The sequence below is a fragment of the Chryseolinea sp. T2 genome (genome assembly GCF_037203685.1).
GTDB lineage: Bacteria > Bacteroidota > Bacteroidia > Cytophagales > Cyclobacteriaceae > Chryseolinea.
This window is the reverse complement of the sequence record NZ_JBBCAU010000002.1, coordinates 383,875-410,268: the sequence shown is the minus strand read 5'-3', so window position 1 is coordinate 410,268 and position 26,394 is coordinate 383,875. Positions and strand designations below refer to the sequence as shown.

20 protein-coding genes and 1 tRNA gene are annotated in these 26,394 nt (G+C 47.5%); 12 read left to right on the top strand and 9 right to left on the bottom strand.

Annotated features, from left to right (window positions below; all coding sequences use genetic code 11):
* Positions 1–480: 480 nt before the first annotated feature.
* A tRNA-Arg gene (locus WBG78_RS06645) sits at positions 481–554 on the bottom strand.
* Positions 555–687: 133 nt separating this feature from the next.
* Between WBG78_RS06645 and WBG78_RS06640 the strand changes: the two genes are divergently transcribed.
* Positions 688–1,425, top strand: a complete 738-nt coding sequence (locus WBG78_RS06640) for an outer membrane beta-barrel protein (RefSeq protein WP_337325611.1) — start codon at positions 688–690, stop codon at positions 1,423–1,425.
* A gap of 286 nt (positions 1,426–1,711) precedes the next feature.
* Here WBG78_RS06640 and WBG78_RS06635 read toward each other — a convergent pair whose 3' ends face one another.
* Positions 1,712–2,695: an acyl transferase gene (locus WBG78_RS06635; RefSeq protein ID WP_337325610.1), complete on the bottom strand. Its 984-nt coding sequence runs from the start codon at positions 2,693–2,695 to the stop codon at positions 1,712–1,714.
* A gap of 169 nt (positions 2,696–2,864) precedes the next feature.
* Between WBG78_RS06635 and WBG78_RS06630 the strand changes: the two genes are divergently transcribed.
* Positions 2,865–3,722: a hypothetical protein gene (locus WBG78_RS06630; RefSeq protein WP_337325609.1), complete on the top strand. Its 858-nt coding sequence runs from the start codon at positions 2,865–2,867 to the stop codon at positions 3,720–3,722.
* Between the two features lie 107 nt (positions 3,723–3,829).
* On the opposite strand, the gene WBG78_RS06625 is transcribed toward WBG78_RS06630, so the two are convergent.
* Both WBG78_RS06625 and WBG78_RS06620 read right to left on the bottom strand, forming a co-directional pair.
* Positions 3,830–6,241: an alpha-ketoacid dehydrogenase subunit alpha/beta gene (locus tag WBG78_RS06625; RefSeq protein ID WP_337325608.1), complete on the bottom strand. Its 2,412-nt coding sequence runs from the start codon at positions 6,239–6,241 to the stop codon at positions 3,830–3,832.
* A gap of 77 nt (positions 6,242–6,318) precedes the next feature.
* Complete coding sequence (locus WBG78_RS06620) at positions 6,319–6,711, bottom strand: gamma-glutamylcyclotransferase (RefSeq protein WP_337325607.1); 393 nt, start codon at positions 6,709–6,711, stop codon at positions 6,319–6,321.
* A gap of 74 nt (positions 6,712–6,785) precedes the next feature.
* On the opposite strand from WBG78_RS06620, the gene ald reads away from it, so the two are divergent.
* From ald to WBG78_RS06600, 4 genes are all read left to right on the top strand, one after another.
* Positions 6,786–7,898: an alanine dehydrogenase gene (gene ald / locus WBG78_RS06615; protein WP_337325606.1), complete on the top strand. Its 1,113-nt coding sequence runs from the start codon at positions 6,786–6,788 to the stop codon at positions 7,896–7,898.
* 169 nt (positions 7,899–8,067) lie between these two features.
* Complete coding sequence (locus WBG78_RS06610) at positions 8,068–10,113, top strand: tetratricopeptide repeat protein (protein ID WP_337325605.1); 2,046 nt, start codon at positions 8,068–8,070, stop codon at positions 10,111–10,113.
* Positions 10,114–10,195: 82 nt separating this feature from the next.
* Complete coding sequence (locus WBG78_RS06605; RefSeq protein ID WP_337325604.1) at positions 10,196–10,669, top strand: ExbD/TolR family protein; 474 nt, start codon at positions 10,196–10,198, stop codon at positions 10,667–10,669.
* 78 nt (positions 10,670–10,747) lie between these two features.
* Positions 10,748–12,088 (top strand): MFS transporter, encoded by a 1,341-nt coding sequence (locus WBG78_RS06600; RefSeq protein ID WP_337325603.1) that lies wholly within the window; start codon positions 10,748–10,750, stop codon positions 12,086–12,088.
* A gap of 97 nt (positions 12,089–12,185) precedes the next feature.
* Here the strand turns inward: WBG78_RS06600 and WBG78_RS06595 are convergent, their stop codons facing one another.
* The gene (locus tag WBG78_RS06595) at positions 12,186–12,953 is read right to left on the bottom strand and encodes an AMP nucleosidase (RefSeq protein WP_337325602.1); all 768 of its coding nucleotides are present in this window, start codon (positions 12,951–12,953) and stop codon (positions 12,186–12,188) included.
* Between the two features lie 78 nt (positions 12,954–13,031).
* Here WBG78_RS06595 and WBG78_RS06590 point away from each other — a divergent pair, with 78 nt between their 5' ends.
* Together WBG78_RS06590 and WBG78_RS06585 are read left to right on the top strand one after the other, a co-directional pair.
* Positions 13,032–13,481 carry a type I restriction enzyme HsdR N-terminal domain-containing protein gene (locus WBG78_RS06590; RefSeq protein WP_337325601.1) on the top strand — a complete coding sequence of 150 codons (450 nt, stop codon included), beginning with the start codon at positions 13,032–13,034 and terminating at the stop codon, positions 13,479–13,481.
* Positions 13,482–13,678: 197 nt separating this feature from the next.
* Positions 13,679–14,281 carry a hypothetical protein gene (locus tag WBG78_RS06585; protein WP_337325600.1) on the top strand — a complete coding sequence of 201 codons (603 nt, stop codon included), beginning with the start codon at positions 13,679–13,681 and terminating at the stop codon, positions 14,279–14,281.
* 76 nt (positions 14,282–14,357) lie between these two features.
* On the opposite strand, the gene WBG78_RS06580 is transcribed toward WBG78_RS06585, so the two are convergent.
* Positions 14,358–15,380 (bottom strand): BamA/TamA family outer membrane protein, encoded by a 1,023-nt coding sequence (locus WBG78_RS06580; RefSeq protein ID WP_337325599.1) that lies wholly within the window; start codon positions 15,378–15,380, stop codon positions 14,358–14,360.
* Here WBG78_RS06580 and WBG78_RS06575 point away from each other — a divergent pair.
* The 4 genes from WBG78_RS06575 to tamL all read left to right on the top strand — a co-directional run bounded on the left by WBG78_RS06575 (position 15,379) and on the right by tamL (position 23,215).
* Complete coding sequence (locus tag WBG78_RS06575; RefSeq protein ID WP_337325598.1) at positions 15,379–15,585, top strand: hypothetical protein; 207 nt, start codon at positions 15,379–15,381, stop codon at positions 15,583–15,585. The two genes, WBG78_RS06580 and WBG78_RS06575, sit on opposite strands and share 2 nt — an antisense overlap.
* A gap of 359 nt (positions 15,586–15,944) precedes the next feature.
* Entirely contained in the window at positions 15,945–16,643 is a 699-nt protein-coding gene (locus tag WBG78_RS06570; protein ID WP_337325597.1) for a hypothetical protein, read from the top strand.
* 78 nt (positions 16,644–16,721) lie between these two features.
* Positions 16,722–20,966: a translocation/assembly module TamB domain-containing protein gene (locus WBG78_RS06565; RefSeq protein WP_337325596.1), complete on the top strand. Its 4,245-nt coding sequence runs from the start codon at positions 16,722–16,724 to the stop codon at positions 20,964–20,966.
* Positions 20,963–23,215 carry a translocation and assembly module lipoprotein TamL gene (tamL, locus tag WBG78_RS06560; protein WP_337325595.1) on the top strand — a complete coding sequence of 751 codons (2,253 nt, stop codon included), beginning with the start codon at positions 20,963–20,965 and terminating at the stop codon, positions 23,213–23,215. Before WBG78_RS06565 ends, tamL begins: the two co-directional genes overlap by 4 nt.
* Positions 23,216–23,267: 52 nt before the next feature.
* On the opposite strand, the gene WBG78_RS06555 is transcribed toward tamL, so the two are convergent.
* From WBG78_RS06555 to WBG78_RS06545, 3 genes are all read right to left on the bottom strand, one after another.
* Positions 23,268–23,990 carry a TVP38/TMEM64 family protein gene (locus WBG78_RS06555; RefSeq protein ID WP_337325594.1) on the bottom strand — a complete coding sequence of 241 codons (723 nt, stop codon included), beginning with the start codon at positions 23,988–23,990 and terminating at the stop codon, positions 23,268–23,270.
* 310 nt (positions 23,991–24,300) lie between these two features.
* On the bottom strand, positions 24,301–25,431 hold the full coding sequence (locus tag WBG78_RS06550; protein ID WP_337325593.1) for a Gfo/Idh/MocA family oxidoreductase: 1,131 nt from the start codon (positions 25,429–25,431) through the stop codon (positions 24,301–24,303).
* 24 nt (positions 25,432–25,455) lie between these two features.
* A complete protein-coding gene (locus WBG78_RS06545) occupies positions 25,456–26,319 on the bottom strand; it encodes a sugar phosphate isomerase/epimerase family protein (RefSeq protein ID WP_337325592.1) in 864 nt (287 codons plus the stop codon).
* Between the last annotated feature and the right edge of the window lie 75 nt (positions 26,320–26,394).

Here is a 26,394-nt window from a genome sequence, read left to right as displayed (position 1 = left end):
CTCTAACGTTCAAACCGTAACCGCAAAATGTAAAACTCTAAATGTAAAATGTAAAAGTTGGTAAGTCTCACCTATCATCGCGAGTCAAAGTGTTTATTGGATTGGATCCCTTCGATTTCCTATGAACGACCGTTGTGATAATCCAGGAAGCTGATAACATCCTCTTCGGATTTCAATTTATTCTTGGTGACCCGAGCCATTTGTCTGCGTCAACATCGATGGTAATCACAGCACCAACGGCCACCAGTTCCACTCCATTGGAGATACAGTGCACATCTTTTGTGTACAAACTATCCATCCGGGATTATGCAACAATTACAGTATGCCGACGATGACAGCAATCGATTTCCGTTGTTCGAAGTATTCTGATAAAACTTTTTTTTCGCGGAGAGCATCCATAGGTGTGCAGAACGAGACCTGGTTGGAAACAATAAAGCCCCTGGATGTGATCCAGAGGCTTTCGGCTTGCAGGAAGCAGTGTGCGCTCGTAGGGATTCAAACCCCAAACCTTCTGATCCGTAGTCAGATGCTCTATTCAGTTGAGCTACGAGCGCGAATTCGCTGCGGGCAGCAAATTTTGGACTGCAAATGTAAAGAATTATTTAACTCTGCAAAATCAATTGAGTTTTGCAACGATGTCAAAAAGCCTATTTTTGGGCTCGTAAAAAAAACGGAACAACGAAACGCATGATCAAGCAACTGGCGGGCATTTTAGTTTTAATGGGGATTTCGGTCGTGGGTATTTGCCAGGAGGCGGCGCCCGCCAAGAAAAAATCAGTACGCCCTGATATTCCAGGCGTTTTTACAGTCGACTTCGGTTTTAACCGGGCGCTTAGTGCTCCAGTGGACTTTGACCTCTACTTCTGGGGTTCCCGCACCGTTAACATTTACTATCAGTACGATTTCAGGCTGTTCAAATCACCCATAAGCATTGTGCCTGGAATTGGGTTCTCTCTCGAACGTTATCGGTTCAAAGACAATTATGCTGTTGGCTACACGAACGACTCGCACGACGAGGTTACCATGCTGCCGCCAGCGCAGCTGCCGACCCCTGATATCAAGAAGTCCATGCTGGTTACCAATTACTTAGAGGTGCCAGTAGAACTCCGGTATACCCTCAATCCTGAGGATCCGTCACGCAGCTTCAAGATCAGCGTAGGCGGCCGCATAGGATGGCTTTACGACTCCTTTAACAAGATAAAGTATAAAGAGGATGGCGAAGTAAAGAAACTGAAGGATAAGCAGGATTACCACCTCAATGCGCTGCGCTACGGCCTCCTGGGACGCCTTGGCTTCGGTGGATTCAGCATATTCTGCAATTACAATCTTTCCCCCTTGTTCAGAAAAGGTGAAGGTATCCAAACTGACAACGTAAGCAACGATTTCAATACGTTGACGTTCGGGATCTCCGTGTCTAACTTCTAAAAAAGAAGTACATCCAAAAAAAGGTGGACTTAGCTAAAAAAGCGGGGGTAAAAGGCGGGATTAAAAAATCGCCTTAGATCTTCTGCTCAGTAGATTTTTTAGGCGCTTCCTTCTTTGTATAGGTCGGGCAGGTATATTGACTGCAAGCCGATATAAAAGCCGCCAGTACAGCGAAAACAACAAGCTTTTTCATTCTTCTAATGTTGGTTATAACAAAAATATCACTCCTATTTCACAATTCAAATTGGCGTGAACCCTGGCCACAAGCTTCCGTAGACGAACGGTGTTAATTGACCAATAAGTTGCATCCCCTCACGTCGCTGTTATCGGTCCTTCCCAGTATTTCGAACGTTCCGTCCCCGAAAACCTTGCCCAAATCCTGCGTTTCGATGAAAGCGATCGAGTGCAGGTTTGCCAAATCGACAACGTTTATACCCACCGTTTCGTTTTGTAACCCTTTGGTAAGAGGGTCTGTAAGATCCCGGCCAATAATGCGCATCCACGGGGGCGGAATAAACTTCGCACCTCCGCGAGTGTAGGCCTGCGATAGCAGTTCCGTCATTCCATATTCGGAATGGACTACCTCCACGTCGAAGGCCCGTGTAAGGGTTTGGTGCAATTCTTCACGGGTCAGTTCCTTCCTCCTCCCCTTCATTCCACCAGTTTCAAATAACATCGCTCCTAACTTCATAGGATGTTGCTCGGCAAAGTCCAGCAGTGCAAATGAAACTCCCCATAAGATGATTGTCCTGCCATCGTTGATTTCACTCAGGTCGCGCTTCAACTTTTCGACATCATACAGGTAAAATCCTGAAACGTGCGAGTGGCTCTCCCTGATAAAATAGTCCATCATAGAGATCAATGAAGATCCTTCCCGCTCGAGGTACGATGGTAATAACGCCAGAAAGTGATAGTTCGTGAGCGGACCAAAGAAATATTCAAAAGTGCGCCTGGCATTCTGAAGGTAGAACCCGAGTGATGCCACATGATGGCGACTCGCGCTGTTCCCGGTGGTACCACTGCTTGTGAAAACTACCTCCGGAATCCAGTCGCCCGTTTTTATCGTATAGTCTTTAAAAAATGAAATAGGCATGAAGGGAATCTCCTCGACGGTGCCAATTCGCGAGATGTCGGTCCGGAGGTGCCCGAGAAATGACTTGTAGACTGGATTGTTTTGTGCCTGAAAGCGAAAGATTCTCAGCGCAATATCCGTGAAGGAATGGGCGTTTACGCTGTATATTTGCGATTCAAAACTTTTAAAAGTCTCCAAGCGTTACTTAACTTGTCTGATTCAAAGGCCATGATATCCGCGCCTGGCACCGTGCGGCATCCGGGCCTGGCGCAGGTCCAAATTTGGTCTAAAGATAAAGGCAAAAGATTAAAGGTCAGCAAAGGAAACAGACCGACTAAAGTCGGTACACATAGAATTTAGATAAGTGATGAAAGTTGTAAAAGGCCTGTTCTTGTTTGCCGTTTCGACGGTAGTGACCGCGTGTTTCGATCCCCCGGAATTTTCAGACACTCCGCAAATCGACTTTCTCAGTGTTTCCTTCAAGGAGGGTAACGTCAACGCACCCACCGACTCCCTTATCGTTACAATCTCTTTCCGCGACGGCGACGGCGATCTTGGCCTGGCCGGCGATCAGATTGAAGAACCCTACAATGATATTTTCTACGGGCTTGCCAGTAACGGCGAGATAATACAATTAGGCAAGAAGACTGAGTTTACAGACCTTCCCCAATTTGTTGATGTTCCCCCGGGCATGACAGGGAAACTTGCAACGGTAAGGACGCTGGCAGATCCAGCCTACTCCGACAACCTTCCTCCTTTTGTCGACGCCGTCTCTTCCTGCACCGACTACAAACTTCAGTCGGTTTACGTCATGGATGCAGACAAGCAAGTCATTGATGCATCCTACGCGGAAATTGATACGATGAAAAGTAAAAATGGATTTCCCCCTATCTATATCGTGAAGGACATGTTTTACTTTCAAAACAATCCGAACCACCGGAACATTGAAGTTGAATTCTGGGAAAACGACGGAACGGGAAAATACACGTTGTTCGACTGGGAAAAAGAATATTGTGAGGCGGCATTCAATCAGCGCTTTCCCGTGTTAACAGAAAAGCCAGGCCCATTGGAAGGCAACCTCACGTATGCGTTGACATCTGTGGGAATCAAGGCTACGTTCGGATCAAAGTCATTAAGATTAAAGATCCGGATTCGGGATCGCGCGCTTAATGTCAGCAACGATGTACAGACCGAGGATTTTACTCTGGATAAGATCAAAAAGTAAGAAGCAAACAGCAAACCACAACGCGTCAGGTAAGCAACCGTTGCTTCCCAAAACCATTGCCGATAACAAATCCATCATCGGCATGTATCCAGCCGATGACGAATTCATCAATACAACTTTGGATATCTTTCAGGGTTAGCTTCTGACATCAGGAAGTAAACCGCCTCGTATACTTCTTCGGGATTGGGTTTGGAGAAGTAGTCTCCATCGCTTGCATATGCAGGCCGATGCTCCTTAGCAGTTATTGTAACAGGCTTTGAATCGAGATAAGGGTACGCATTCTGATTTTCAAGGACCTGCTGCATCATGAATGATGTTGCACCTCCGGGCACATCCTCATCAGCAAAAACAACGCGGCTTGTTTTCTTCACCGACTCGAGAATAACATTGTTGATGTCGAACGGCAACAAGGTTTGTACGTCGATGACCTCGCATGAGATTTTCATTTCTTCGAGAGCTTCAGCCGCTTCCATCACAACACGACACATAGAGCCATAGGTAACTATGGTGACGTCAGTACCCTCCCTGAGAATTTCCGGCACTCCCAGAGGAATGGTAAACTCACCAATGTTATCAGGTAATCTCTCTTTCAACCGGTAGCCATTGAGACATTCAATGATGACGCATGGATCGTCTGACTTCAGCATGGTATTATAAAATCCGGCGGCCTGTGTCATGTTCCGGGGCGAAATGATGAACATTCCACGCAGTGAATGAAGGAGCATGCCGATCTGTGAACCTGCATGCCACACGCCTTCGAGACGGTGACCTCTGGTTCGAACGATCAATGGTGCCTTTTGGCCTCCCTTGGTTCGGTAATAAAGGCAAGCCAGGTCGTCAGATAACGTCGGCAATGCATAGATGAAATAATCGAGGTACTGGATTTCGGCAATTGGTTTCAGCCCGCGCAACGCGGTGCCTATCCCTTGTCCTACGATAGTACATTCGCGAATACCAGTATCTGTTACGCGAAGTTCACCATGCTTTGCCTGCAGGCCAGCGAAGCCCTGATTAACGTCGCCTATCTTTCCAACATCTTCTCCAAACGCAAGCACCCGCGGATCACGCGACAATGCTGCATCAAAACATGCCTGCAATATTTCACGTCCGTCGACGAGAGGTGACTGGTCGGTGTAAATCGGATCTACGGCAATAACATTCAGTGCGGATTCTTCCGATACGCTGATCATATGCGAACTGTACCGATCGAAGTTGTCAGTCTCTGCGTCTTTCAACCATTGAATAAGCGCTTCACGAGACGGCGTTGACTCCCCTACCATCAAGCGCGCAGCCTGCTTTGCGGCCCGCATCGTTTCAAGTCGTGTAGGATTTATGGCCCGAACCAACGCTCCCCTTATACGCGAAATCTCTTCGCTCCGTGCACTTTCGTCTTTCGCTGTTTCAAGTATGCTGGCCACAAGACGCTGGTCCTTTCTTACATCATCCATGAAAGCTTTCCATGCGCGTTCCTTTGCCTGTCTCGCTGATTGCTTTGCTTCCTTCTCAATGGCATCAATTTCTTCCGGGAGTATCAGCACATCGTTGATGATCCATTCACGCATCTTCTTGATGCAGTCGAACTCCACTTCCCAGGCGAGGCGTTCTTTAGTTTTGTAACGCTCGTGTGACCCTGATGTTGAGTGACCTTGTGGCTGAGTCATTTCCCGCACATGGAACAACACAGGTACGTGTTCGTCGCGGCAAATTTTTTCTGCCCGCATATATGCATCAATGAGCGCAGGATAATCCCAACCGTTTACCGTGATTATTTCAAAGCCCTTTTCAGTAGCCGTCCGTTGCAGACCTGCCAGAGCCTTTGATATACTTCCCTTTGTAGTGTGATACTCCTGGGGAACGGAGATTCCATAATCATCGTCCCATATCGAAGTGAGCATGGGAACCTGCAACACACCGGCTGCGTTTATTGCCTCCAGAAACATGCCCTCAGAAGTAGAAGCGTTCCCTATAGTACCAAAGGCAATTTCGTTCCCGTTCTCAGATAAGTTTGACAACGAATGGAGGCCCGCATTATCACGAAATAATTTCGATGCATATGCAAGTCCGAGCAAGCGTGGCATTTGACCTGCTGTGGGCGAAATGTCGGCACTGCTATTCTTTAGTTGCGTGAGATCTTTGAGCTTGCCCGTGTCATCGAGGAAGCGGGTGGCATAATGGCCATTCATCAGGCGGCCCGCTGATGCAGGATCTGCCTCAACACTTGTGTGCGCATACAACTGAGCAAAGTACTGCTGCACTGTCAGCTCGCCGATAGCAAACATAAATGTTTGATCACGATAGTATCCCGCGCGAAAGTCTCCCTTGCGAAAAACCTTTGACATGGCGATCTGTGCAACTTCCTTTCCATCGCCAAAGATGCCGAACTTGGCTTTCCCCATGAAAACCTCCTTCCGCCCGATGAGACTTGCTTCTCTGCTCTCAACGGCCAGCCGGTAGTCGGAAAGTATTTCCTTTACCTTCGCCTGAGAGAATTTCGTTCTTACTTCCTTAAGTGCTCCCAAGTTTTACGGGTTTATGTCAATAGCCTGTATTTAGCCTTAGCCCACTACTAGCCAAAAATAGACAATAGCAGATATATTCAAAAGAATTGACTTTTTGTATAGGACACCCAGTCTCCCCCTTCGACAACTTCATCATCGGTCATGGTTGTTTCGAAAAGATAGATGCCAAATTTAATTCCCTCAATCGTCACCGTTGAAAGAACATATCCTGCATCTATCTCCATTTCGTATATCATTTCTTCGGTATTACCCGAAGTGATTTGAAATAAGTCCACCACTATCGAGTCACTTTCAACGCCAGTGCGAATGACGTACGGATACTCTGCCAGCGAATACATGCGATATCCCTGAAGTGTCGTGGTCTTCAGATAAACGAGTGTCTTCGCAAACACCTGATGATTTTCCATCCCCATTCGAAGGGTTCCATAAAAGGCGTAATTCCCTAATGGTTTGATAGACATTTGGCTCATACTAAAGAGTTTTAATCGGGCAACCAAATTGAAAGTCCGTTATTATATTTGCGCCGCCATTAACACAAATTACTATGATCATCGGTGTCCCCAAAGAAATCAAGAATAATGAAAATCGTGTTGCGCTTACCCCTGCCGGAACGCAGGAGCTGATCAAGCGTGGACACCGGGTGTTGGTGCAGAAAACAGCCGGAGTAGGAAGCGGGTTTTCGGATGAGGAGTACGTGAGCGCAGGAGCAAAGCTGGCCGCCGATGCCGCGGAAGTCTTTGGTGCTGCCGAAATGATCATCAAGGTTAAGGAACCTGTTGAGCCCGAGTACAAATTGATTCGGAAGGATCAACTGGTCTTCACCTATTTTCACTTCGCTTCGTATGAGCCACTGGCAAAGGCAATGATTGCAAGTGGTGCCGTGTGCCTTGCGTACGAAACTGTTGAACGTGCTGACGGAAGTCTTCCTCTTCTGATACCAATGTCTGAAGTAGCGGGACGGATGTCCATTCAGGAAGGCGCGAAGTACCTTGAGAAGCCGTTAAAGGGACGCGGAATTTTGTTAGGTGGTGTTCCCGGAGTTCACCCCGCACGCGTCCTTATCCTCGGTGGTGGTGTTGTTGGGACGAATGCAGCGAAGATCGCCGCAGGTATGGGCGCAGATGTAACCATCATGGATGTAAACATCGACAGGCTTCGTTACCTCGATGATGTAATGCCTACGAATGTTAGAACGCTTGTATCAAGTGAATATGCCATCCGTGCAATAATAAAGGAAACCGATTTGATTATAGGTGGTGTGCTTATTCCCGGAGCAAAGGCTCCCAAGCTTATCACTCGCGACATGTTGAAAACGATGAGGCCCGGAACTGTATTGGTTGATGTTGCTGTCGACCAGGGCGGATGTATTGAAACATGCCGTCCCACTACGCACGAAGACCCAACGTACGTGATAGACGATATCGTTCATTACTGCGTGGCAAATATGCCCGGTGCTGTTCCTTACACTTCAACGCTGGCGCTCACAAATGCAACATTGCCTTATGCCATTAAGCTTGCGAACATGGGATGGAAGCGCGCCGCGCAGGAGAACGCAGATCTGCGCGATGGCCTCAACGTCATCAATGGCGAAGTAGTGTACAAAGCTGTTGCTGATGCGTTCTCATTGCCATATACCGATGTGATGAAATTCCTTTAGCAGATAGCTGAAGTTCCATATCCGTAAATACACGGGCACCTGCCCCAAAATGACCGCTGCGCGGCACTTTGATTGAATCAACCTTTCGAATTTTCGTGGGGTGCATTAAAAATGCACGGGAATTGTATTAACTTATAACAACCTAAACCTCCGCCCAACCCCCTTTCCCATGAGACGCCTCTCGGCCATTATGTTTACTGACATAGTCGGCTATAGTGCATTAACTCAGGAGAATGAGGCGCATGCCTTACAACTTTTGGATATTCACAGGGCTATTCTAAGGCCGATATTCCAGGAATATGAAGGGAGAGAAATTGAAACAGCCGGTGATCTTTTCTTTGTAGAATTCAGCAGCGCCGTAGAAGGTGTATGCTGCGCGATACGAATTCAGCAAGCGTTGTATGAACGAAATCAGGGCAAACCAAAGAACGATCAGATTCGCCTTCGGATAGGCCTTCATATCGGCGACGTAGTGAGAGTAGAACAGCATGTTCATGGCGATGGTGTCAACATTGCCGCGCGCATCCAGCCACTGGCAGATCCCGGTGGCATTTTTATTTCTGAGGATGTAGCCCGCCAGATCCGAAATAAGATAGACTTTCCCGTGGTAAGCGTAGGCGAGCGCAAGCTTAAGAATATTACGATGCCCATGGAGGTTTACGCGGTGGTGCTTCCCTGGGAAAAGGCGCCGAGAAAGAATGGTCTTCTTTCGCGAAGGAAAACATTACTGGCCATTGTTGCATCTCTTCTGATGATATGCTCGATTGCTGCGTTCATCTGGCTTCAGACGAAGCCTGTTCCTAAAGATCCAATGTCACTTCGCCTGGCTGTGCTTCCCTTTGATAACCTGGGCAGCGACCAGGAGGATGAGTATTTCGCGGATGGTATGACGGAAGAGATGATTTCAAGTTTGTCGAAGATCAACGACTTGCATGTCATCGCCCGTTCGTCTACTATGCAATACAAGAATACAACGAAGTCAATAAAAGATGTTGGCAACGAGCTTAATGTAGGATCTGTACTTGCAGGTACCATTCGAAAGTATAATGACAACGCGCGGGTAGCCGTACAGTTAATCGACGTGAATACACAGGAGCACGTCTGGTCGATGGAGTACGATCGCAAGATGCAGGACATTCTTTCTATTCAAACCGAAATCGCCAGACACGTCGCTAACAAGCTTCAGGTCATTCTTGCCTCGAGCGAAAAGAAGCAGCTGGATAAAACCTATACGGGCAATCCGAAAGCCTTCGAAGAATATCTGCTAGGCAAACACTATCTGAACGCCCGCACATCAAAGAGCATTCACGAGGCCGTTATGCATTTCGAAAAATCCGTAGCCTTCGATCCCGAGTTTGCACTGGCGCATGCTACCCTTGCCTATTGCTATTCCCTGCTCAGTGGCGCCGGATTTGGTTCGCTGCCAGACGGACCTGCTCATCAAAAGGCCCGCAGTGCGGTTCAACGGGCGCTGGCGATCGATGAGACACTTGCAGAAGCTCATGCCGCGCTGGCATACATCAACTTCAGACTTGATTGGGACTGGGACCAGGCAGATGCCGAATTTCGTCGCACGATCGATCTCAAGCCCGGATACTCGACCGCTCATGAATGGTATGCGCTTTTCCTCGCTGTTCATAAACGTTCCGATGAGGCGCTTCGCGAAATGAACATTGCCCATGAACTCGATCCAATGTCGGTCGCGGTGAACAATGGACTTGGTCGCGTGTATCACTACCGTGGTGAAATGGAAAAGGCGGTAGAGCAATTTCGACATACCCTTGAACTTGATCCTAACTATGGCGAAGCGTATTTCTCTCTCTCTATGGCTTACCTCAAAATGAAGAAATACAATGAGGCCGAGCAGGAAATGATGAAAGCCCTGGCGCTCACCGGCCGACGCCCGGTGATGTTAGGCATTCTGGGATGTATATACGCAAGAGCTAGTCGTGTTGCCGACGCCGAAAAAGTACTTCAGGAACTGAGCGAGCCGAAATCAGACGAAGATAAAATGTATGCCCGGGCCATCATCCTGCTCGGTCTCCACCGGGTTGATGAATCCCTTTCACTGCTCAGCCGACTCATCGAAACAAAGTACTCTATACTGGTGTACATGAATGTCGAACAGGATTATTTTGAAGCAGACGAAGTTGCCAGATTAAGGCCACTGCTGCAACGCATGAAATTCAAAATGGACAACATTCAAAAAATCTGAACGCTGACTTATAAAAAAGTCACGTGCTGATTCGTGACTTTCTTCCACCGGTACGCTTATATAGCTAAACGTACCTGATCCTATGGCACAAGTATCTGCACCCAAAGGGCGCGGCGGTCGTCGTTCCCTTCACATCGACATGACACCTATGGTCGATCTCGCTTTCCTGTTACTCACGTTCTTCGTACTTACCACGACTATCAACAAAAAGTATGCACTGGAAATTGTTAAGCCCGAGCAGGATGACGGAACAAAGGAACCGCCAATGGTTAAAAGAGAAAGAGTTCTCACTCTGCTACTCGGCGACAACGACATCATTTATTACTTTCTCGGCGATGATGCAGTGAAAACCACCGACTACGAACCGGATGGAATCAAGGCCGTCATTAAGGATGCCGTGGCAAAGCGAAATGACCTGATCATCCTGATTAAACCTATGCGTACCAGCCGTTATCAGAATCTGGTCGACATCATCGACGAGATGGATACCACTTACGTTAAGCACTACTACGTGGTGAAGGAAACAGCCGAAGACAGGGCAATGATCAAAGAATGACCGGGGTTTCATAAGCAAGATGGTATCGGAGGCTTGCTCTGCTTGAGCAAGGCTTCTATCTTTCGACGCCTGAATGCTATGAAAGAATCGTCTTCCCCCCAACTGAACAATCCTGCAATCGTGCGCGCCTGGTACGTGTACGATTGGGCCAACTCCGTATACGCTCTCGTTATCTCTTCCATTCTGTTTCCTGTCTATTACAAGGCTGTGACAACAGTGGATGGACGTGACACTGTAGTATTTCTTGGGTTCGAAGTGCAGAACTCTGTGCTTTATACCTACGTGCTCTCGTTCTCATTTCTCCTGGTGGCCGCGATGCTGCCGTTATTGTCGGGGGTTGCCGATTACACCGGAGACAAAAAACGATTCATGAAGTTCTTCGTTTTTCTTGGCGCGACTGCCTGCTGCGGACTGTACTTCTTCACGGGAATTGACAGTCTAACGTGGGGGCTACTATGCGCTACTCTTGCGAGCGTTGGATATTCTGGAAGCCTCGTATTTTATGACGCCTTCCTTCCTGAAATCGTAACTGAAGACCGGTATGACACAACCAGTGCGCGCGGATATGCGATGGGTTACTATGGCGGCATAGTACTTATGGTAATTTGCCTCGCCATTATCATGAACGCGGAGCGACTTGGGTTCGGTGTCGGATCGGCTGCAGAACTGAACGCTTCCCGGTTATCATTTGTGCTTACAGGACTTTGGTGGGTCGGATTCTCCATTATACCATTCAGGTACCTACCCTCCAATATTTACAGTAAACCTCCGTCGGCTGATATTTGGAAAAACGGATATCGGGAAATAAGCAAAGTGTGGCACTCATTGAAAGGGCAACCGGATCTGCGACAATTCATTATCGCATTCTTTTTCTACAATTCGGGTGTGCAGACAGTTATGTATCTGGCCGCCTTATTTGGCACTGATGTACTGCACCTGAAGAGTGACATACTTATCGCCGTGTTTCTGATCATTCAGCTGGTGGGCGCATTCGGGGCCTGGATGTTTGCCAGAATATCCCGCGTGCAGGGCAACCGTTCTACGCTCATTGTCATGAATGTAATCTGGATTGGCATCTGCGTCGGTGCATATTTTACGACAACCGCGAATCAGTTTTATGTACTTGCAGTTTTTGTGGGTATGGTCATGGGCGGCATTCAATCGCTGTCGCGCGCCACATATTCGAAACTGATTCCAGCGGATACGGTCGATCACGCATCATATTTCAGCTTCTACGATGTCGCCTTCAATATTTCAATTGTGATAGGCGTATTTTCGTATGGCTTCATTGATCACATCACGGGTAACATGCGCTACAGCGCGTTGTTCCTCTCCGTTTATTTTGTGGTGGGTCTTCTTTTGCTTTGGGGAGTGAAGACGCGTGTTCTGCGCGCTCCAACGGTGGCCAGCCATTCATAACCGGCCCATAGTAGTCCTGAGTCGTTAGTCCTGAGTCGTTAGTGGGTAATTAGTATTTATAGTTTTGTAGGGCAAGCAATAAAAAAATGTGTTAATGCTAATAGCGCAGGTGTTTAACGGTCATTCCGTTGTTGATCAGTTGCTTCAGGGAATCTATGCCTACTCTCAAATGGGTCTCCACATAATTCTTTGTCACAGCCGAATCACTCACTTCTGTCTTAACGCCTTCCGGTGTCATTGGATTATCTGAAATCAGCAGCAGCGCACCCGTTGGGATCTTGTTGGCAAATGCTGTAGTGAAGATCGTTGCAGTCTCCATGTCGATAGCCATAGCCCGGATCTTTCTAAGGTAGTTCTTGAAGTTCTCATCCCATTCCCACACTCTTCTGTTTGTTGTATAAACGGTGCCGGTCCAATAGTCCTGACTGTAATCCCGGATGGTTGTGGATATTGCTTTTTGAAGAGCGAATGATGGCAGTGCCGGCACCTCTGGCGGGAAATAGTCGTTCGAGGTTCCCTCCCCCCGGATAGCAGCTATCGGGAGAATAAGGTCGCCGATCTCATTCTTTTTCAATCCTCCGCATTTGCCCAGAAAGAGACATGCCTTTGGTTTGATGGCGCTTAGACAGTCCATTATTGTTGCAGCATTGGGACTGCCCATGCCGAAGTTAATAATTGTAATCCCTTCGGCTGTTGCGCTTCTCATCGCCCGATCGACGCCTGTAACCGGGACGTTATGCCAGGCAGCAAAAAGGCTAACATAGTTATCAAAGTTAGTTAGGAGTACATATTCGCCGAACTCATTCAGAGGTACGCCCGTGTAGCGGGGAAGCCAGTTATTAACTATATCTTCTTTGGTCTTCATACTCAAAAATAATGAAACGAAACGAGTTCGCTTTTAACGTTTTGTGAAGGCAACTCAAAAAATCATTTATTTGTGGTCATGGTTGCTCTTAACCTTCCTCCTTATCAATACACTCTGAAGCGCGAAGGTGAAAAGATATTCATCCTTGATCTGCTGCGAAAAAAATATCTCCTGTTAACACCAGAAGAATGGGTGCGTCAACATTTTGTTCACTACCTGATCAAGGACAGACAGTATCCAAAAGCCCTGATAAAAATCGAGGGTGGCCTTAAATTTAATACGCTATCCAAACGGTCTGATATAGTAATTTTCTCCCGGGACGGTAGGCCCTGGATGCTCGTGGAATGCAAGGCACCGGACTATAAGCTGAGGCAATCTACCATAGAACAGGCGGCAACTTACAATCATACCTTACGGGCGCGATACCTCGTGGTTACCAATGGGATGTCGCATATCTTCTGTGAGATCGACTGGACAAACGGGGTCTCCAGGCAAATCCAGGACCTTCCATTATTTGGAGCCGACTGATGGATACTTTGATTTTCATCAACAAAGCCAGTTACCTGTGTACTGAAAACAGCATTTATGTAGGATTTCAGGACTGACCCCGCGGTTACCACTGATTTCAGGCGCAACGCAAGGCCTTCCAGGCAAATTCTCATGTCTCCCAGGGCATGTGATTGTCCGCCGGTAAAAAGCAATTTTTTAAACGCACGTTAACACTTATGAAGGTTGCATCTGTCCGTTCTCTTGGGAAATCACACTACTGGTTAGCTCTCACACTCCTCGCAGCATTGTTTTCAGGCTGTAGCGATGACTCGTTGTCGCCGGCTGAACAGGACATTGCAAACTTTTCACAGCAACTACAAGGCACCTGGACGCTGGATAAGGTTAGTGTTCAATCCGGAAAGTCAAACGGTGTTATCGTTGCACCCGTTAAGGAATATGCGTGCGACAAACTATCTAATGTGTTTCAGGCAAAAGACGTAGTGAATAAATATACGATCAGCTATGACAAGAAAGTCGTACACGTAATGAAGCATTATACGTGTAAGCTTGCGCCGGAAGAGTTGTCCTGGAAAATTGAGCTGGGCGAACAAACAGGAGCGGAATCAATCAACTGGATGTCGGGCAAGAACTTTAAGATTAAAGAAATCAACGAGGGATCACTTAGCGGCGAACTCAGGTTGCTGTTTTTCAATCTGGACAACTGCGGCCCCGACGGCAAGCCAGCAACATCAGCGACAAAGAACAAACTTCGACTGGAAGTTGTGTTTGATACGAAAGAAGAGGCAACGTTCAGTCTGGAATTCAGCAAATCACAGTAGGAAATCAGAGTGAGGAACAGTGTGAGAGCGAGGAAGGGAGCGATTCCTCACTCTCACACTGTTCCTCACTCTGATTTCAGAACGCTTCAGAGAAGTTCATGATGAACAACGTTTGATCGTCGCTGAATCCCATGTCAAATCTGAGATTCACATCGTGAGCGCTGTCAACTTTTATTCTGAAACCGAAGCCGTAGTTAGCATGGAATGACCCCATGTCGATCTTCACATAATCGGTTGCCACCTGCCCAACTCCACCAAATAATGTTCCCCCAAGAATCCAAAAGATGGGAAATCGCGCTTCCGTTTGTGCGATAAGTGAAACGTTGCTTCTATATCGCCCCAGATACGAGCCTCTCATGAAATAATCCCCACCAAGAAAAGCCATTGATTGAACAGGCGCATTTCCCTGTCGTGACTCTGAACGCAGCACGCTTGCAATTGTTATCTTTCGAAGCAAAGGAAAGTAATAGCGTGCGTCAAATTGAAAGTACTGATAGTTGAAGTTGCCTCCGAGTGCCTTATCAAACCATTGATAACTTGCATCCAGGTAGTATCCCTTTTTCGCATTGAGTCGATTGTCCCTGCCTTCCATTGATATGCGCAATCCCAGCCCCGACTGCCTGCCCTCTGCATTCGCCAACCTAAGACTATCACCAGGGTAACTCGGCGAATCTCCGTCGATCTCTACCTTGTAATAATTGAAGTAATCATACGCGGGACCTACGTACAATTTCTTCCAGACTTTAAACAAATAAGACGTACTGAACTGGATATTTAAAGTATTGAGTGTACGCTCCTGATTCAGGCGCGTATTGTTGCCTACACCATAATAAAGAAGTGGGTAATAAATGTATGCCAGTGTTGATTTCCAGATCGCACGGTTACCTGGAAACATGAGATTGGATTCCAGGACAGCCTTGTATTGCGTGTTCAATGTATAGTATCCGAACGCCGTTATGCTGGAAGCCTGTGTATTGGGAATTTCCTCGCCCTTTCGCCGCATAGTGAATGCGTTGTACTTCGTCAGGCCGAAGAGCCAGCTGGTTTCCTTGCTGTAGGAACCAAAGGGAACAGGAAAGTACAGCATGTACCACTCCATGAAACTATTTACCTCATTCAACTTCTGCATTGTGCCCGATGTGTCGGTTGAAGACAAACCGATGGCACTGATGGCACTCCGATCAAGCATGGACAACGGCTGCATGTTTGTGCTTCCTTGTACACCGGATAAGAGCGACGCGCTGGGCCTTCGTTCGGTCAGGGCGCTGCTCAATGAAACCAATACCAGGGAAGGTAAACGCTGATCAGGTAAACTCTCAAACACTAAATCCTCAGAAGACAAACCCTGAGCATATCCCAAGTCGCCTATCGCTAACGTTAGCAATATGCAAGCGACGGCGATCACTCTCCTGATTGTCCACTGCAATCGGGCTTGAATTGTTAAATAATGCTTTACAATCAGAAACATGCCGGTAACGACGATTTCACAATATTACCTACCAACCGGGATTTCCTTGAAAGGATCTCTCACGCCGTCCCCCAAACAAACACTGACCAGTGAACAAGGATCGCGAATATGGTCAACTTTAAGTTACCAAAGTTTATACCAGATGAACAATAAAGTATATTAGTCTCTGAATTTTCCCAATAAAACAAGCCCTGAATGGTCCATCGATATTTGTGTGCGGTATTGATTGTGGCTGGATGCATCGCCAGTGCTGAATTATGTGCACAGACCAAGTATGCCGTTGGTGGAGGGGCATCCTGGCCAGTGGGGAGCTTTGGGTCAAAATCTATGGGTGACGGCGGCTTCGCCACCACCGGGTGGAGCGTTATGTTTGAAGACGAGACCCGCTTTAGCTCGTGGCCACAAATCTTTTCTCTGGGACTGCACCTCTCCTATCAGCAGAATGCATTGGATAATGCAGCAATGTCCGATGAGTTCTCGAGACAGCTGAGCACGCGCACCGAAATATCAGCGGCAAGATATCGGCCCTTGCTGCTGACGTTCGGCCCCTATTTCGACATACCTATAACTTCAAATCTTGATGTTGGTATCAAGACAGGGATTGGTTTTGCTCTCACGAACATTGATTCCTTTCAGATTCTGGTTTATCAAAATCCGAACGGAACTCCCCTGACATACGACGTCGACTTTAAGAGTTCGCCATCATTCACTTTCCTATTGGGCATTAACGGGGAATACAGAGTTACCAAAGTAATAGGTCTTATGGCCTACATGGATTTTTCAGGGGCTCGTAGCCAGGTGGATTCATTTGTTGGCACCGTCGGCAGAACTCACTCTTACTACGACCTGTCTTTTATAAACACCGGTTTAGGAATTTCAGTGACCTTCAACTAATAAGGTCTTTGAGTTAACAACGACCCCTTGACAACCAGGTTCAACATACGTCGCGCGCTAAAACGGCTGCTTTATACAGTGGCAGCTTTAGTAGTGTTGTGCGTTGTTCTCATTCTTATTGCGGGCCGGATCCTGAAAAGCAATGGTATCTCGTACGAAAGATTGTCTTTTCAATTCCCTTCAACTGTAGGCGTTGAAGGTCTTAGCATAAGTAAGACGTCGCTAGACATAAAAGCCGGGTTCGTCCATGCGAACTGGTCTTGGCGTGCCCTGATCAAGGGGGATATCCGGAGCAACGGCCTGGCTGTACGTGATGCAGTTGTTCGAATAAAGCCATCTACTGACACCGGAGATACCGCGACCCAGGTGCCGATTATCGATGTACGACGCGCAACACTTGAGAATGTGCGCCTGATATTTGAAACGGGAAACGATTCGAGCGTTGTGTTGCTGAAAGACGTGGTTGCAACCAGGCTACTGTATAATGGAAAGATCAGCATTGATTCACTGATTAACAGGAACAGCGAATTTACGGGTGTATATTCTGCAGCAAAATCGGACCACAATTCGCAGGATTCAACTGCCTCTTTCTCCATACAATCAATACCAGAATTTACGGTCCAGCATTTTGAGTTTTCCGACTGCGACTTCGATGTCAACTATGGCGAGCATCACTATGCCGTGAATAATTTTTATCTCTTGTTCTCGGGACTAAATAATCATGACATCATGGACATGACCCTGCAGCGACTGGCATTTCGCTACCAGGATACAGTCGACGTAGATTTAGAACTGCGCAATGCCAAACTGGATAATCAGAACAGGGCACAAGTCAACAACATCTTCCTGGAAATTCCGGGGCTCCGCATTGACGCTCCTCAGCTAACATTGTCAGGAGCCAATGGCTTCGGGCTGTCCACAAAACTCGACTCATCGTATGTCGACACTGACCTATTGAACTTTCTTTTTCCGTCCCTGCGAAAGTGGATACCCGGCGGAACGCGTGCGAACATAGATGGCGGAGTTGATTACCGCGCCGGCCAGTTGTTGCTGGACAATACAACGCTTGCCCTGGGTAACGATGGAACAGTTTCCGCCACCGGGCGCCTGCAGTTCGGAAGCGCCGGCGACAGTCTCAAACTGACGATCCACAACTTAGAATCTTCCTTGTATGGATTGTCAAAATGGACAGGGTTGGATGTTCCTTCAAACCAAAGGAATTTTCCTATACACGGTCAACTCCATGCAGACGGAACTTATTCGCACATACGATCTGACGGCCGGCTACGGCTACAGAACGAACAACTTCGCTATCGCGCCCAAGTGGATCAATCATCGAATGGTACTGTCATCGAATTTGGTCTAGAGTCACCATCGTTGGAGCCTCAAAAGATCATTTCACAATTTGAGAACGATTTGAAACTGACAGGATTGTCTCTGAAGGGGTCAACAATTATCGGCCAAAACGGCCTTAAGTCGTTACATGCCGAGTTAAGAACTGACTCCGTGTTCCTGAGTCAACGCTGGTACGACGCACCGGCTGTTGTTGCCACTTATTCGCATACCCATACCGTTGCCAGGTTCAGGTCAGGTGACTATTCAGCGTCGATCAACATTTCCGGCGATGTGCTCACCGGTGATCCCATAAACTGCGCAGGCAATGTCGGTTTACGCATACTGCAGGCAGATGGCAGCGCCTACGCCGGTCATTTGTCTACCTATTTCCATGGAATTGTTAAACCCCGCGACCCTGCCGCTGACCTGTTTTTTGACACCCTGAAGTTTGTAACGCCGGAGAACAGATCTTACGTCACAAAAGCCAAACTGAAAGTTGCCCGTCAGCCGGATCAATCCTTCACAGCATCGATGACTCTCGAAGAATACGCAACACTCGATGCGCTGATTGGTTCAGACGTATTGGACTGGCTTGGCAGCGACGACAAACTTAGCCGTTTTCCAACAGCTAATGTGTCTATGTCGCTCCACGCTGATACAACTCTTGTAAAGGCTATTGCAGGCATTCCTGCCCGCATAGAAATAGAGGAGCTCAACATTATCTCGAGTCCCGATGACATAAAGATAAATTTCTCGTCCGATACTCTATACTGGCAATCCTTCCATACACACCAGCTTGTGGGCAATATCGAATATCATCCTGGTGCACTGACGGCAAAGATTGAAACACCAGAGCTAATTACGCCCTTTACCTATTTTGACAGTGTTAAGTTTGCCGTAACCACTCATCATGATAGCGCTTACACGGCATCTTTAAGCACTTATCTCCCCGAAATAGACCGAGGGCTTGGCCTTAAATACAACATTACTTCGCTGCCTGATGGTTTTAATGTAGCGTTTGCTGACACGGCACTGTTGCTTGGAATGAACCGATGGCATACGAATCAAAATGGTTCGCTGTTTGTCAGCAGAAGTTTTGAAGAATTCACGGGAGAGTTGGAGATTGATCACCAATCACAACGGGCAATCCTGAAGGGCATGGGGAATGAGCTGCTGTGGAAACTTGAAAACCTGGATCTATTTCCAATTACTCAGACAATCGCTGCCGATCCACCGATTCATGGACTGTTGAGCGCATCTGTGTCGAGTAATTTCAAGGAGGGGATCTTTCGGTGGAATGGGTCGCTCACCGGCACCTCGGTTGACACTGTTTCATTCGGCAATTTCATCTACAACGGATCCGTCACCCAGGATTCTTTGTCGTTATTCGGACAACTTGAAAACGATGACTACGAAGTTGTTGGAAGGATGAATAAATCAAAAGAAGCGCCGGCACAATTCGACATAAAGGTGAGTAATGTTGATCTCCATAAATTCTCGTCGCTTATACCTGTCCCTGCGTCTACGCTTACCTTAAATGGCATCCTGAACGCGGACGTCAAAGGTAGCTACGGCGAAAAATTATTGATGAGGGGATATGTATCACTCCCGAATACCGAGATCATCTCTTCTGAGTACGACTTGTATCTAAAATCCGATAAGGACTCGCTCCTATTGAACGGCACAACGGCCACGCTGGACCAGTTTGTGTTCCGCGACCGATACGGCAATCCGCTTACCATACATGGTACGGCGAATCTTCCCGGGCAGACCCTCGATATTACCATCAAGAGTGATCGTTTCCGCATACTTGACAGAACGCAAAAAAAGTCAACGCTTACGGGTGAAGTTGATCTGGCTACCAACATCAGGGTTCACGGCCAAAAGGGCGACTACAAAGTCTCGGGTAAAATCGGTACCCTTGATGGTGCCGCACTCACATACCTCTACAAAAGTACAGTCACCCTCGACGACCGTCAGCGCGAGATGGAATTTGTGAGTTTTACCCAACAGGAAGAGGCTGTAAGAGTTCGACCAAAGCGAAGAAGACACAAGAAGCCATTGGAGTGGGATGTGACCTTCGACGTCGGTAAAATCGATGTCACTGTATTATTCAGCGCGGTAAACCAGGACCACGTAAAGACTACAGCGAGCGGCAAAGTATCCCTTACAACGGGCAGCAGTGCTGAACCAACTGCCTATGGTCTCATTGAAAGTAACTCGGGGAATATCTCCTATCATGTACCCATGGTGTCAGATCTTCGGATGATCATTTCGAAGGCAGGTATAAGGTGGGTTGGCGAAGTAGCCAAACCGCTGCTCTCCTTTAACGGATCACAGACTTTCAGAATAACACCGAATGAGATCTCATCGCTGTGGACAAACAAGACGGACAAGTGGCCCATTTCTGTTATCGCCAAAGTGAACGACAGGCCACTGAATGATCTCGTACTGGACTTTGATCTGTCCAGTACCAATAATCAGGTATCCGACTGGATCAGCAGTCTTGCTCCCGAGACGAGAGAAGCCTATGCCGTCTCTTTATTACTGCGGGGGCGAATCAACACCGGAGGAACTGCCGATGTTAATCTGCTCACGGAAGCAATGGTCTCAAAGATGAACGAGATATCAAGCCGCAACATTAAGAGCGCAGATGTCAGTTTTTATGATGAGAGTCGCGGACCGAACTCTCCTGACGGGAGTACAAACAAAATAGGATACAGCATTTCCAAAGGACTTGCAAATAAGAAAATGCGCATCATTGTTGGCGGCAGTGTCGACCTTACAGGGAAGGCAGATCCGTCGATGACGGACGTTAAGGTAGAATACGTGTTGCGCGAGGACCCCACCATTACGTTGCGGGCAGGTAAGGCCAACGTGTACACCGGTGTTATTGATGGGAACGTTGATGAGTCCTCGTTCGGCTTCACGTATATCAAGCGCTTCCGCAATCTTTTCAATTCCCATAAAAAACGCACGAAGGAATGAGGGTAGCGACGGTCGCGATCATTGTATTCATTCTTTCCGCGTGTTCGGGAACAAAACATCTTCCACCGGGAGAGTCATTGTACGTTGGCACACGCGGCATTTCGCTGCAGAAAACTCCACCCGATGGCTGGACGATAAAACAAAGTTTTCTGAAGAAGGCGGGTGCCTATTGGGCGATCTGGGACCTGCCCAACGGAGACATTGCAGGCTTTCCCTCATTTAGATTCATACCGTTCAGGCTGATATTATACAATTGGTTCTATACGGAGAAACCCAAGGGCTTTTCTCACTGGATGATGAACAACTTCGGTGAGCCACCCGTGCTGCTCAGCGCCATTAACCCTGATCTTAAGACAGAGAAGATTGTAAACATCTTCGAAAACTATGGTCACTTTGGAACCACAGGAACCAATACGGTTACCTACAACAGGAACAGGAAAAAGGCATCGGTGAGGTATCACGTCAAAATACCTAAGCCGTATAACTACCGCACCGTAGAGCACATCACGGACTCGCTGCACGCGCCTCTGACAGAACTGACGAAACGCTATCATTACAGTAGTGTTCTGCAGCCAGGAAACGAATTTAATCTGGACTCCATACGCGCAGAAAAGACCAAGCTTTGGAATACCCTTCAAAATAGCGGCTTTTTCTTTTTACAAAAGGACCACATTCTTGTGCAGGCCGATACAACAGTCGGTAACAAACAAATCGACATTCGCGTTCGTCTCGACCAGGACCTTCCCGATGCATACTTCACGAAACAGTCCATTGGAAAAACAGCCATCGCCATTGATACCGTCCATCAGGATGGTAAAGCTCCTTATTATGATTGGTACAACGGCAGGCTTAGACGACACATTCTTGACAGTTTGATTACAGTGAAGTCTGGACAATCTTATTCCCTTTCAAAGGTGCGCCGTACCATGCGCAACATCAATGAGCTTGGTCTGTTTGCCAATCCGCAATACGCCTTTACCGTTGGATCGACCGACTCTACTGTGCTCAATGCAAATCTTTCCATGCATACGCTGGAAGAGACTTCGGTTACGTTCAACGCAAAGGGTGCGTACCGTGCTACGGGCTACCTGGGTCCTGCCCTGGGGCTAAACCTCACGCAACTTAACCTGTTTGGTGGTGGTGAAAATCTTTCCACTGATCTGGACGGCTACTACTATTATCCTGTCGGTGTATCAAAAGAAAAGATATCGCCGTCGTCTGGATTTTCACTTCGCTCAACACTGTCGGCGCCGTTGTTAAGACCTCCGTTCCGCTTTATCAAAAGCACATATGCCACACCACGGAAACATTTTACGCTTGGTGCGGAATTCAACAAGCGAGAGGATTACTTCACTATGAACAGCATTACCCTAGGTTACTCCATGTCCTGGAGAAGTGGCCCCAAGGTTACGCATAGACTTTCTCCAATAGAAGTAACATTCTCGGACATCAGCAACACTACATCATTGTACGACAGCCTCGTTGCCGAAAATCCATCACTTGCAAACAGCCTTGTCGACCAGTTCGTACTCGGCTCGTACTATTCTTTCAAGTATGACAATCTTTCTCTAAGAAATAAAAGACTCGGAACGTATTTCGAAGGCAAACTTGAATTTGCTGGAAATTCACTTTACCTGGTCAGCCTTTTAGACAATAAAGATCGGGATGGCGTTTTTGGTCTGGACTTTTCTCAATTCGTTGAGTTGAGCTACGAATTCAGAACACATTTTAAACTTAGCAACAGGAGCGTGCTTGCGTTTCGTCACGTTGCAGGATTTGGATATGCATATGGCAACTCATCACAACTTCCTTATATCAGACAATTCTTCATTGGAGGTAGCAATAGCCTGCGACCAATCAGCGCCCGTACCGCCGGCCCCGGTCGTTACATAGAACTTCAGCAGGGGGAGGTAAACCAGGTTGGCGATATCAAGCTGGAATTTAATCTTGAGTATCGATTTAATTTTAATGCGCGATTAAGCGGAGCTCTTTTTACCGACGCTGGTAACATATGGTTGTTGCGACCTGATCCCTATCGCCCGAACGGCGAGATTCGTTGGGGAAAGTTGGCTCAGGATAGCTACTTAACGGCTGGCGTTGGTCTTCGACTTGACGTTACGTTCCTCGTGATCCGCGCTGACTACGGAGCGATCCTTTATGCTCCGTTTTTCATTGATGGTAAGAGATGGCTCTGGCAAAACCAACTATCATTGTGGGGACCGGTATTTGGCTTCGGGCTTCCCTTTTAGTGGCCGCTACCTTGTTAAAATCTGCTACCATTTGGACGAATCTAAGGGAACTCTAGTTGTGTGCTTCGATCTCCTTAAATGCAGTCTTACGATTTTTTCTATCGAACAACACATAGATTAAAAGTGCAGCCACCGCGAATGCGCCCAGCCATATCAGGGCTCTGTCGATCCTTCCATTCCTTCCATAGATAGCCAGAAGTATAAGTACCGGCGTAATTCCGACAAGTGTTGCCAGAACAAACTTTTTATAACTCATCTCCAGAATACCTGCGACGAATCCCAACGCATCTGATGATAAGGATGAAAGTCGAAAGACGAAGATCGCTTTGGCACCATAACGTCGAACGAAAAAGGCAACCTTCTCCTGCGCTTTCTCAGAAACGAAACGATCTATTGCCCGCGGTCCAAGTTTGTTGCCTATGTAATAACCGAGCGATGATGAAGCCGTGACCCCAATGAGACTGATCACCGTTCCCCAAATCGGTCCGTAGCACATAACAGCAATTACAAAAAGCAGCAGGTTGGGAATAAACAGCAGAAAAATTTGTACCGCCATAACCAGAATGAGGATGATCGGACCGAGAATACCGAATCTCTTTACCCAACTACGGATACGCTCCTGGTCATTACTTGAGATGGCCTCCCAGGCGTTGTGAACGCCTTGCTTAAATTCAGGAATCGCGAAATAGCTTATCACCAATCCGACGATAAGCACTACGGAAACGACCAGCATTCCATATTTCTTCCAAAACGATTTTTCCCCGGCGCTTGTCATTGTTCACAATTCTGTTACTGATGACAAGACAAAATGTGAGCCGCATTAAAACATTGGAACCAGACCTTACGCCTTACTACGATAATGATCAGAGATGGAATTTACCAAGCCGGTACCTACCAGCGAACCAGTGTGGCGCACGATCAACAAATGTGTAAACGGTTTCCCGTAAATTGATCTGCCCGGGCGTGAGGCTAAGCTCATGAACCTTTGTTAAATCACAACGGTGCCTATAGACGCACAATCACATGCGCAGTGACATTATATCGCTTTCCTGTGGGCACCTATTTTGGTTCGATGGAATATTAAATCACTTTATAAAAGTGAAATCCGGTAACGGTATGATCGTGCCACCCTTCTTTGCTGACTCGTGCGCCAAAATGCCGACGCACGTAATGTTTGCAGATTGCTCAGCGTTTGGATAGGGCTCGCGTCTGCTTACCAATGCGCTCAGAAACTCGTGAACAAGGTGAGGGTGAGAACCTCCATGGCCGGCGCCCTGGGTGAATGATAGATGCTGATGTTCATCCGCATCGTAAACTCCATGTGTGGTGAATGGCTGTATTTCCTTAGGTAACAGTTTCGCATAATCCGGACTATGAACTTCCTCCGGAATTTCCGGCTCAGGCTTCTTGGCTGTATGGACTACTAATGGTTTACCTTCGATCAATGGCCACTCAACTGACTTCTTAGAGCCATATACCTCGAAGCTCTCCCGATACTGACGCGCTACATCAAACAACGACCGGTATATGTGCGCTGTGAGATCAGAGTTCTTAAACTTGATGTGAGTAGTTTCGACTGCATACGGAGAGTTGTAGTGCTCTTGTAAATCCTTGCGTATCTCCCCTGACCCAAAGCAGGAGACATATTCTGCTTCACTGCGCAGTAATCCCAGTGCAGGGCCAACGCAATGTGTAGCGTAATACATCGGAGGCAGCCCTGGCCAATAGTTCGGCCAGCCATCCATGTCCTGCTGATGGCTCGCTTTAATAAATTGAACTTTACCGAGCTCACCCTTTTCATACAATTCTTTCATGAACAGAAACTCACGTGCATACACTACCGTCTCCATCATCATATAAGTAAGATTTTTTTCGCGTGCAAGGCGAACTATCTCCCGGCATTCTTCGACTGTTGTAGCCATGGGAACCGTGCAGGCCACGTGCTTGCCGGCTTTCAGAGCCTTGATCGATTGAATGCCGTGATCGGGAATTGGTGTATTGATATGCACTGCATCAATGGTGGGGTCCTTGAGCAGGTCGTCGTATGATGTATACCGGCCAGGGATATCAAACGCATTTCCGATCTCATCAAGCTTTGACTGTGTGCGCTGGCAGATGGCGATCAGATTGGCATTGGGATGCTTCTTATAAATGGGTATAAACTCGGCACCGAAACCCAATCCAATGATGGCTACGTTGATTACCTTGTTGCTCATAGCTGCTGACTTTAATAGGTTGTGTTATGAATTCTGTACTTCGAAGAGTTGACTGAGAAATTTATATCCATCGCTGGCAAAACCGTCCTGTGAAGGTGCCAGATGTTTCCAAATGCAGACGGCGCCTGCAAGTTCCTTCACCTCGGGCGTAAAGCTTTCAATTGAAACAACTCCGTTGTAATTTATTCTTTCAAGTCCACGCCGGATGAGTTGCCATGGTGTCTGACCTGTTCCGGGGACGCCGCGATAGTTTTCGGATACCTGCATGTGTATCAATTTTTCACCAGCATGAACAATGGCGGCCTCGGGATTGCGCTCCTCTAAGGACATGTGAAAGCTGTCGAGCATGACACGCGCTGCCGGATGATTGATATCATTTGCAAGTCGCACTACATCTTCTGCCGTATTCACCATATCTGATTCGAAGCGGTTGAGTGGCTCGAGAGCAATAGCCATCCCGTGATCGCTGGCCATTTGACAAACCTTACCAAGATTCACAACAGCTCGCTCCCAATCTCTCTTTCGTCCGTCCGGAGGCAACATTCTTACCTTGCCCACAGCTGAATACATAGGGCCTGCCACGAACGTTGCACCGATCACATTAGAGAGCTCAAAGCAACGACGGAGATAATCGAAGCAGACATCATGAACTGAGGGATCGTCGTGCGTAAGGTCGCGGGTTGGGCCAAATGCACCACACGATATCGGTACGAGTCCTTCCGAAAGCAGTGCATCGCGAACCTGCTTTCCATCGATAAGTTCGGGGTATTCGATAGGAATCTCTACCGCCTCGTAGCCCATCGACTTGATTTTAGGAAACAGATTTACAGACTCCGTAGTAAACGGAGACGTCCACAGCCAGGTGCTGACGCCCAGTTTTATATTCATATTTTGATTCGCACTTCAGTATTTATCACAATTTCTTTCAGGCACTGTTCTCTCAACTCTAAGTACTCCATGATC

What these genes read in the sequence shown, in the direction of transcription:
- WBG78_RS06640 (WP_337325611.1), top strand. Translation starts at nt 688, where the DNA reads ATGATCAAGCAACTGGCGGGCATTTTAGTTTTAATGGGGATTTCGGTC.
- WBG78_RS06630 (WP_337325609.1), top strand. Translation starts at nt 2,865, where the DNA reads ATGAAAGTTGTAAAAGGCCTGTTCTTGTTTGCCGTTTCGACGGTAGTG.
- WBG78_RS06620 (WP_337325607.1), bottom strand. Translation starts at nt 6,711, where the DNA reads ATGAGCCAAATGTCTATCAAACCATTAGGGAATTACGCCTTTTATGGA.
- ald (WP_337325606.1), top strand. Translation starts at nt 6,786, where the DNA reads ATGATCATCGGTGTCCCCAAAGAAATCAAGAATAATGAAAATCGTGTT.
- WBG78_RS06610 (WP_337325605.1), top strand. Translation starts at nt 8,068, where the DNA reads ATGAGACGCCTCTCGGCCATTATGTTTACTGACATAGTCGGCTATAGT.
- WBG78_RS06605 (WP_337325604.1), top strand. Translation starts at nt 10,196, where the DNA reads ATGGCACAAGTATCTGCACCCAAAGGGCGCGGCGGTCGTCGTTCCCTT.
- WBG78_RS06600 (WP_337325603.1), top strand. Translation starts at nt 10,748, where the DNA reads ATGAAAGAATCGTCTTCCCCCCAACTGAACAATCCTGCAATCGTGCGC.
- WBG78_RS06595 (WP_337325602.1), bottom strand. Translation starts at nt 12,953, where the DNA reads ATGAAGACCAAAGAAGATATAGTTAATAACTGGCTTCCCCGCTACACG.
- WBG78_RS06590 (WP_337325601.1), top strand. Translation starts at nt 13,032, where the DNA reads ATGGTTGCTCTTAACCTTCCTCCTTATCAATACACTCTGAAGCGCGAA.
- WBG78_RS06585 (WP_337325600.1), top strand. Translation starts at nt 13,679, where the DNA reads ATGAAGGTTGCATCTGTCCGTTCTCTTGGGAAATCACACTACTGGTTA.
- WBG78_RS06575 (WP_337325598.1), top strand. Translation starts at nt 15,379, where the DNA reads ATGAAACTATTTACCTCATTCAACTTCTGCATTGTGCCCGATGTGTCG.
- WBG78_RS06580 (WP_337325599.1), bottom strand. Translation starts at nt 15,380, where the DNA reads ATGGAGTGGTACATGCTGTACTTTCCTGTTCCCTTTGGTTCCTACAGC.
- WBG78_RS06570 (WP_337325597.1), top strand. Translation starts at nt 15,945, where the DNA reads ATGGTCCATCGATATTTGTGTGCGGTATTGATTGTGGCTGGATGCATC.
- tamL (WP_337325595.1), top strand. Translation starts at nt 20,963, where the DNA reads ATGAGGGTAGCGACGGTCGCGATCATTGTATTCATTCTTTCCGCGTGT.
- WBG78_RS06555 (WP_337325594.1), bottom strand. Translation starts at nt 23,990, where the DNA reads ATGACAAGCGCCGGGGAAAAATCGTTTTGGAAGAAATATGGAATGCTG.
- WBG78_RS06550 (WP_337325593.1), bottom strand. Translation starts at nt 25,431, where the DNA reads ATGAGCAACAAGGTAATCAACGTAGCCATCATTGGATTGGGTTTCGGT.
- WBG78_RS06545 (WP_337325592.1), bottom strand. Translation starts at nt 26,319, where the DNA reads ATGAATATAAAACTGGGCGTCAGCACCTGGCTGTGGACGTCTCCGTTT.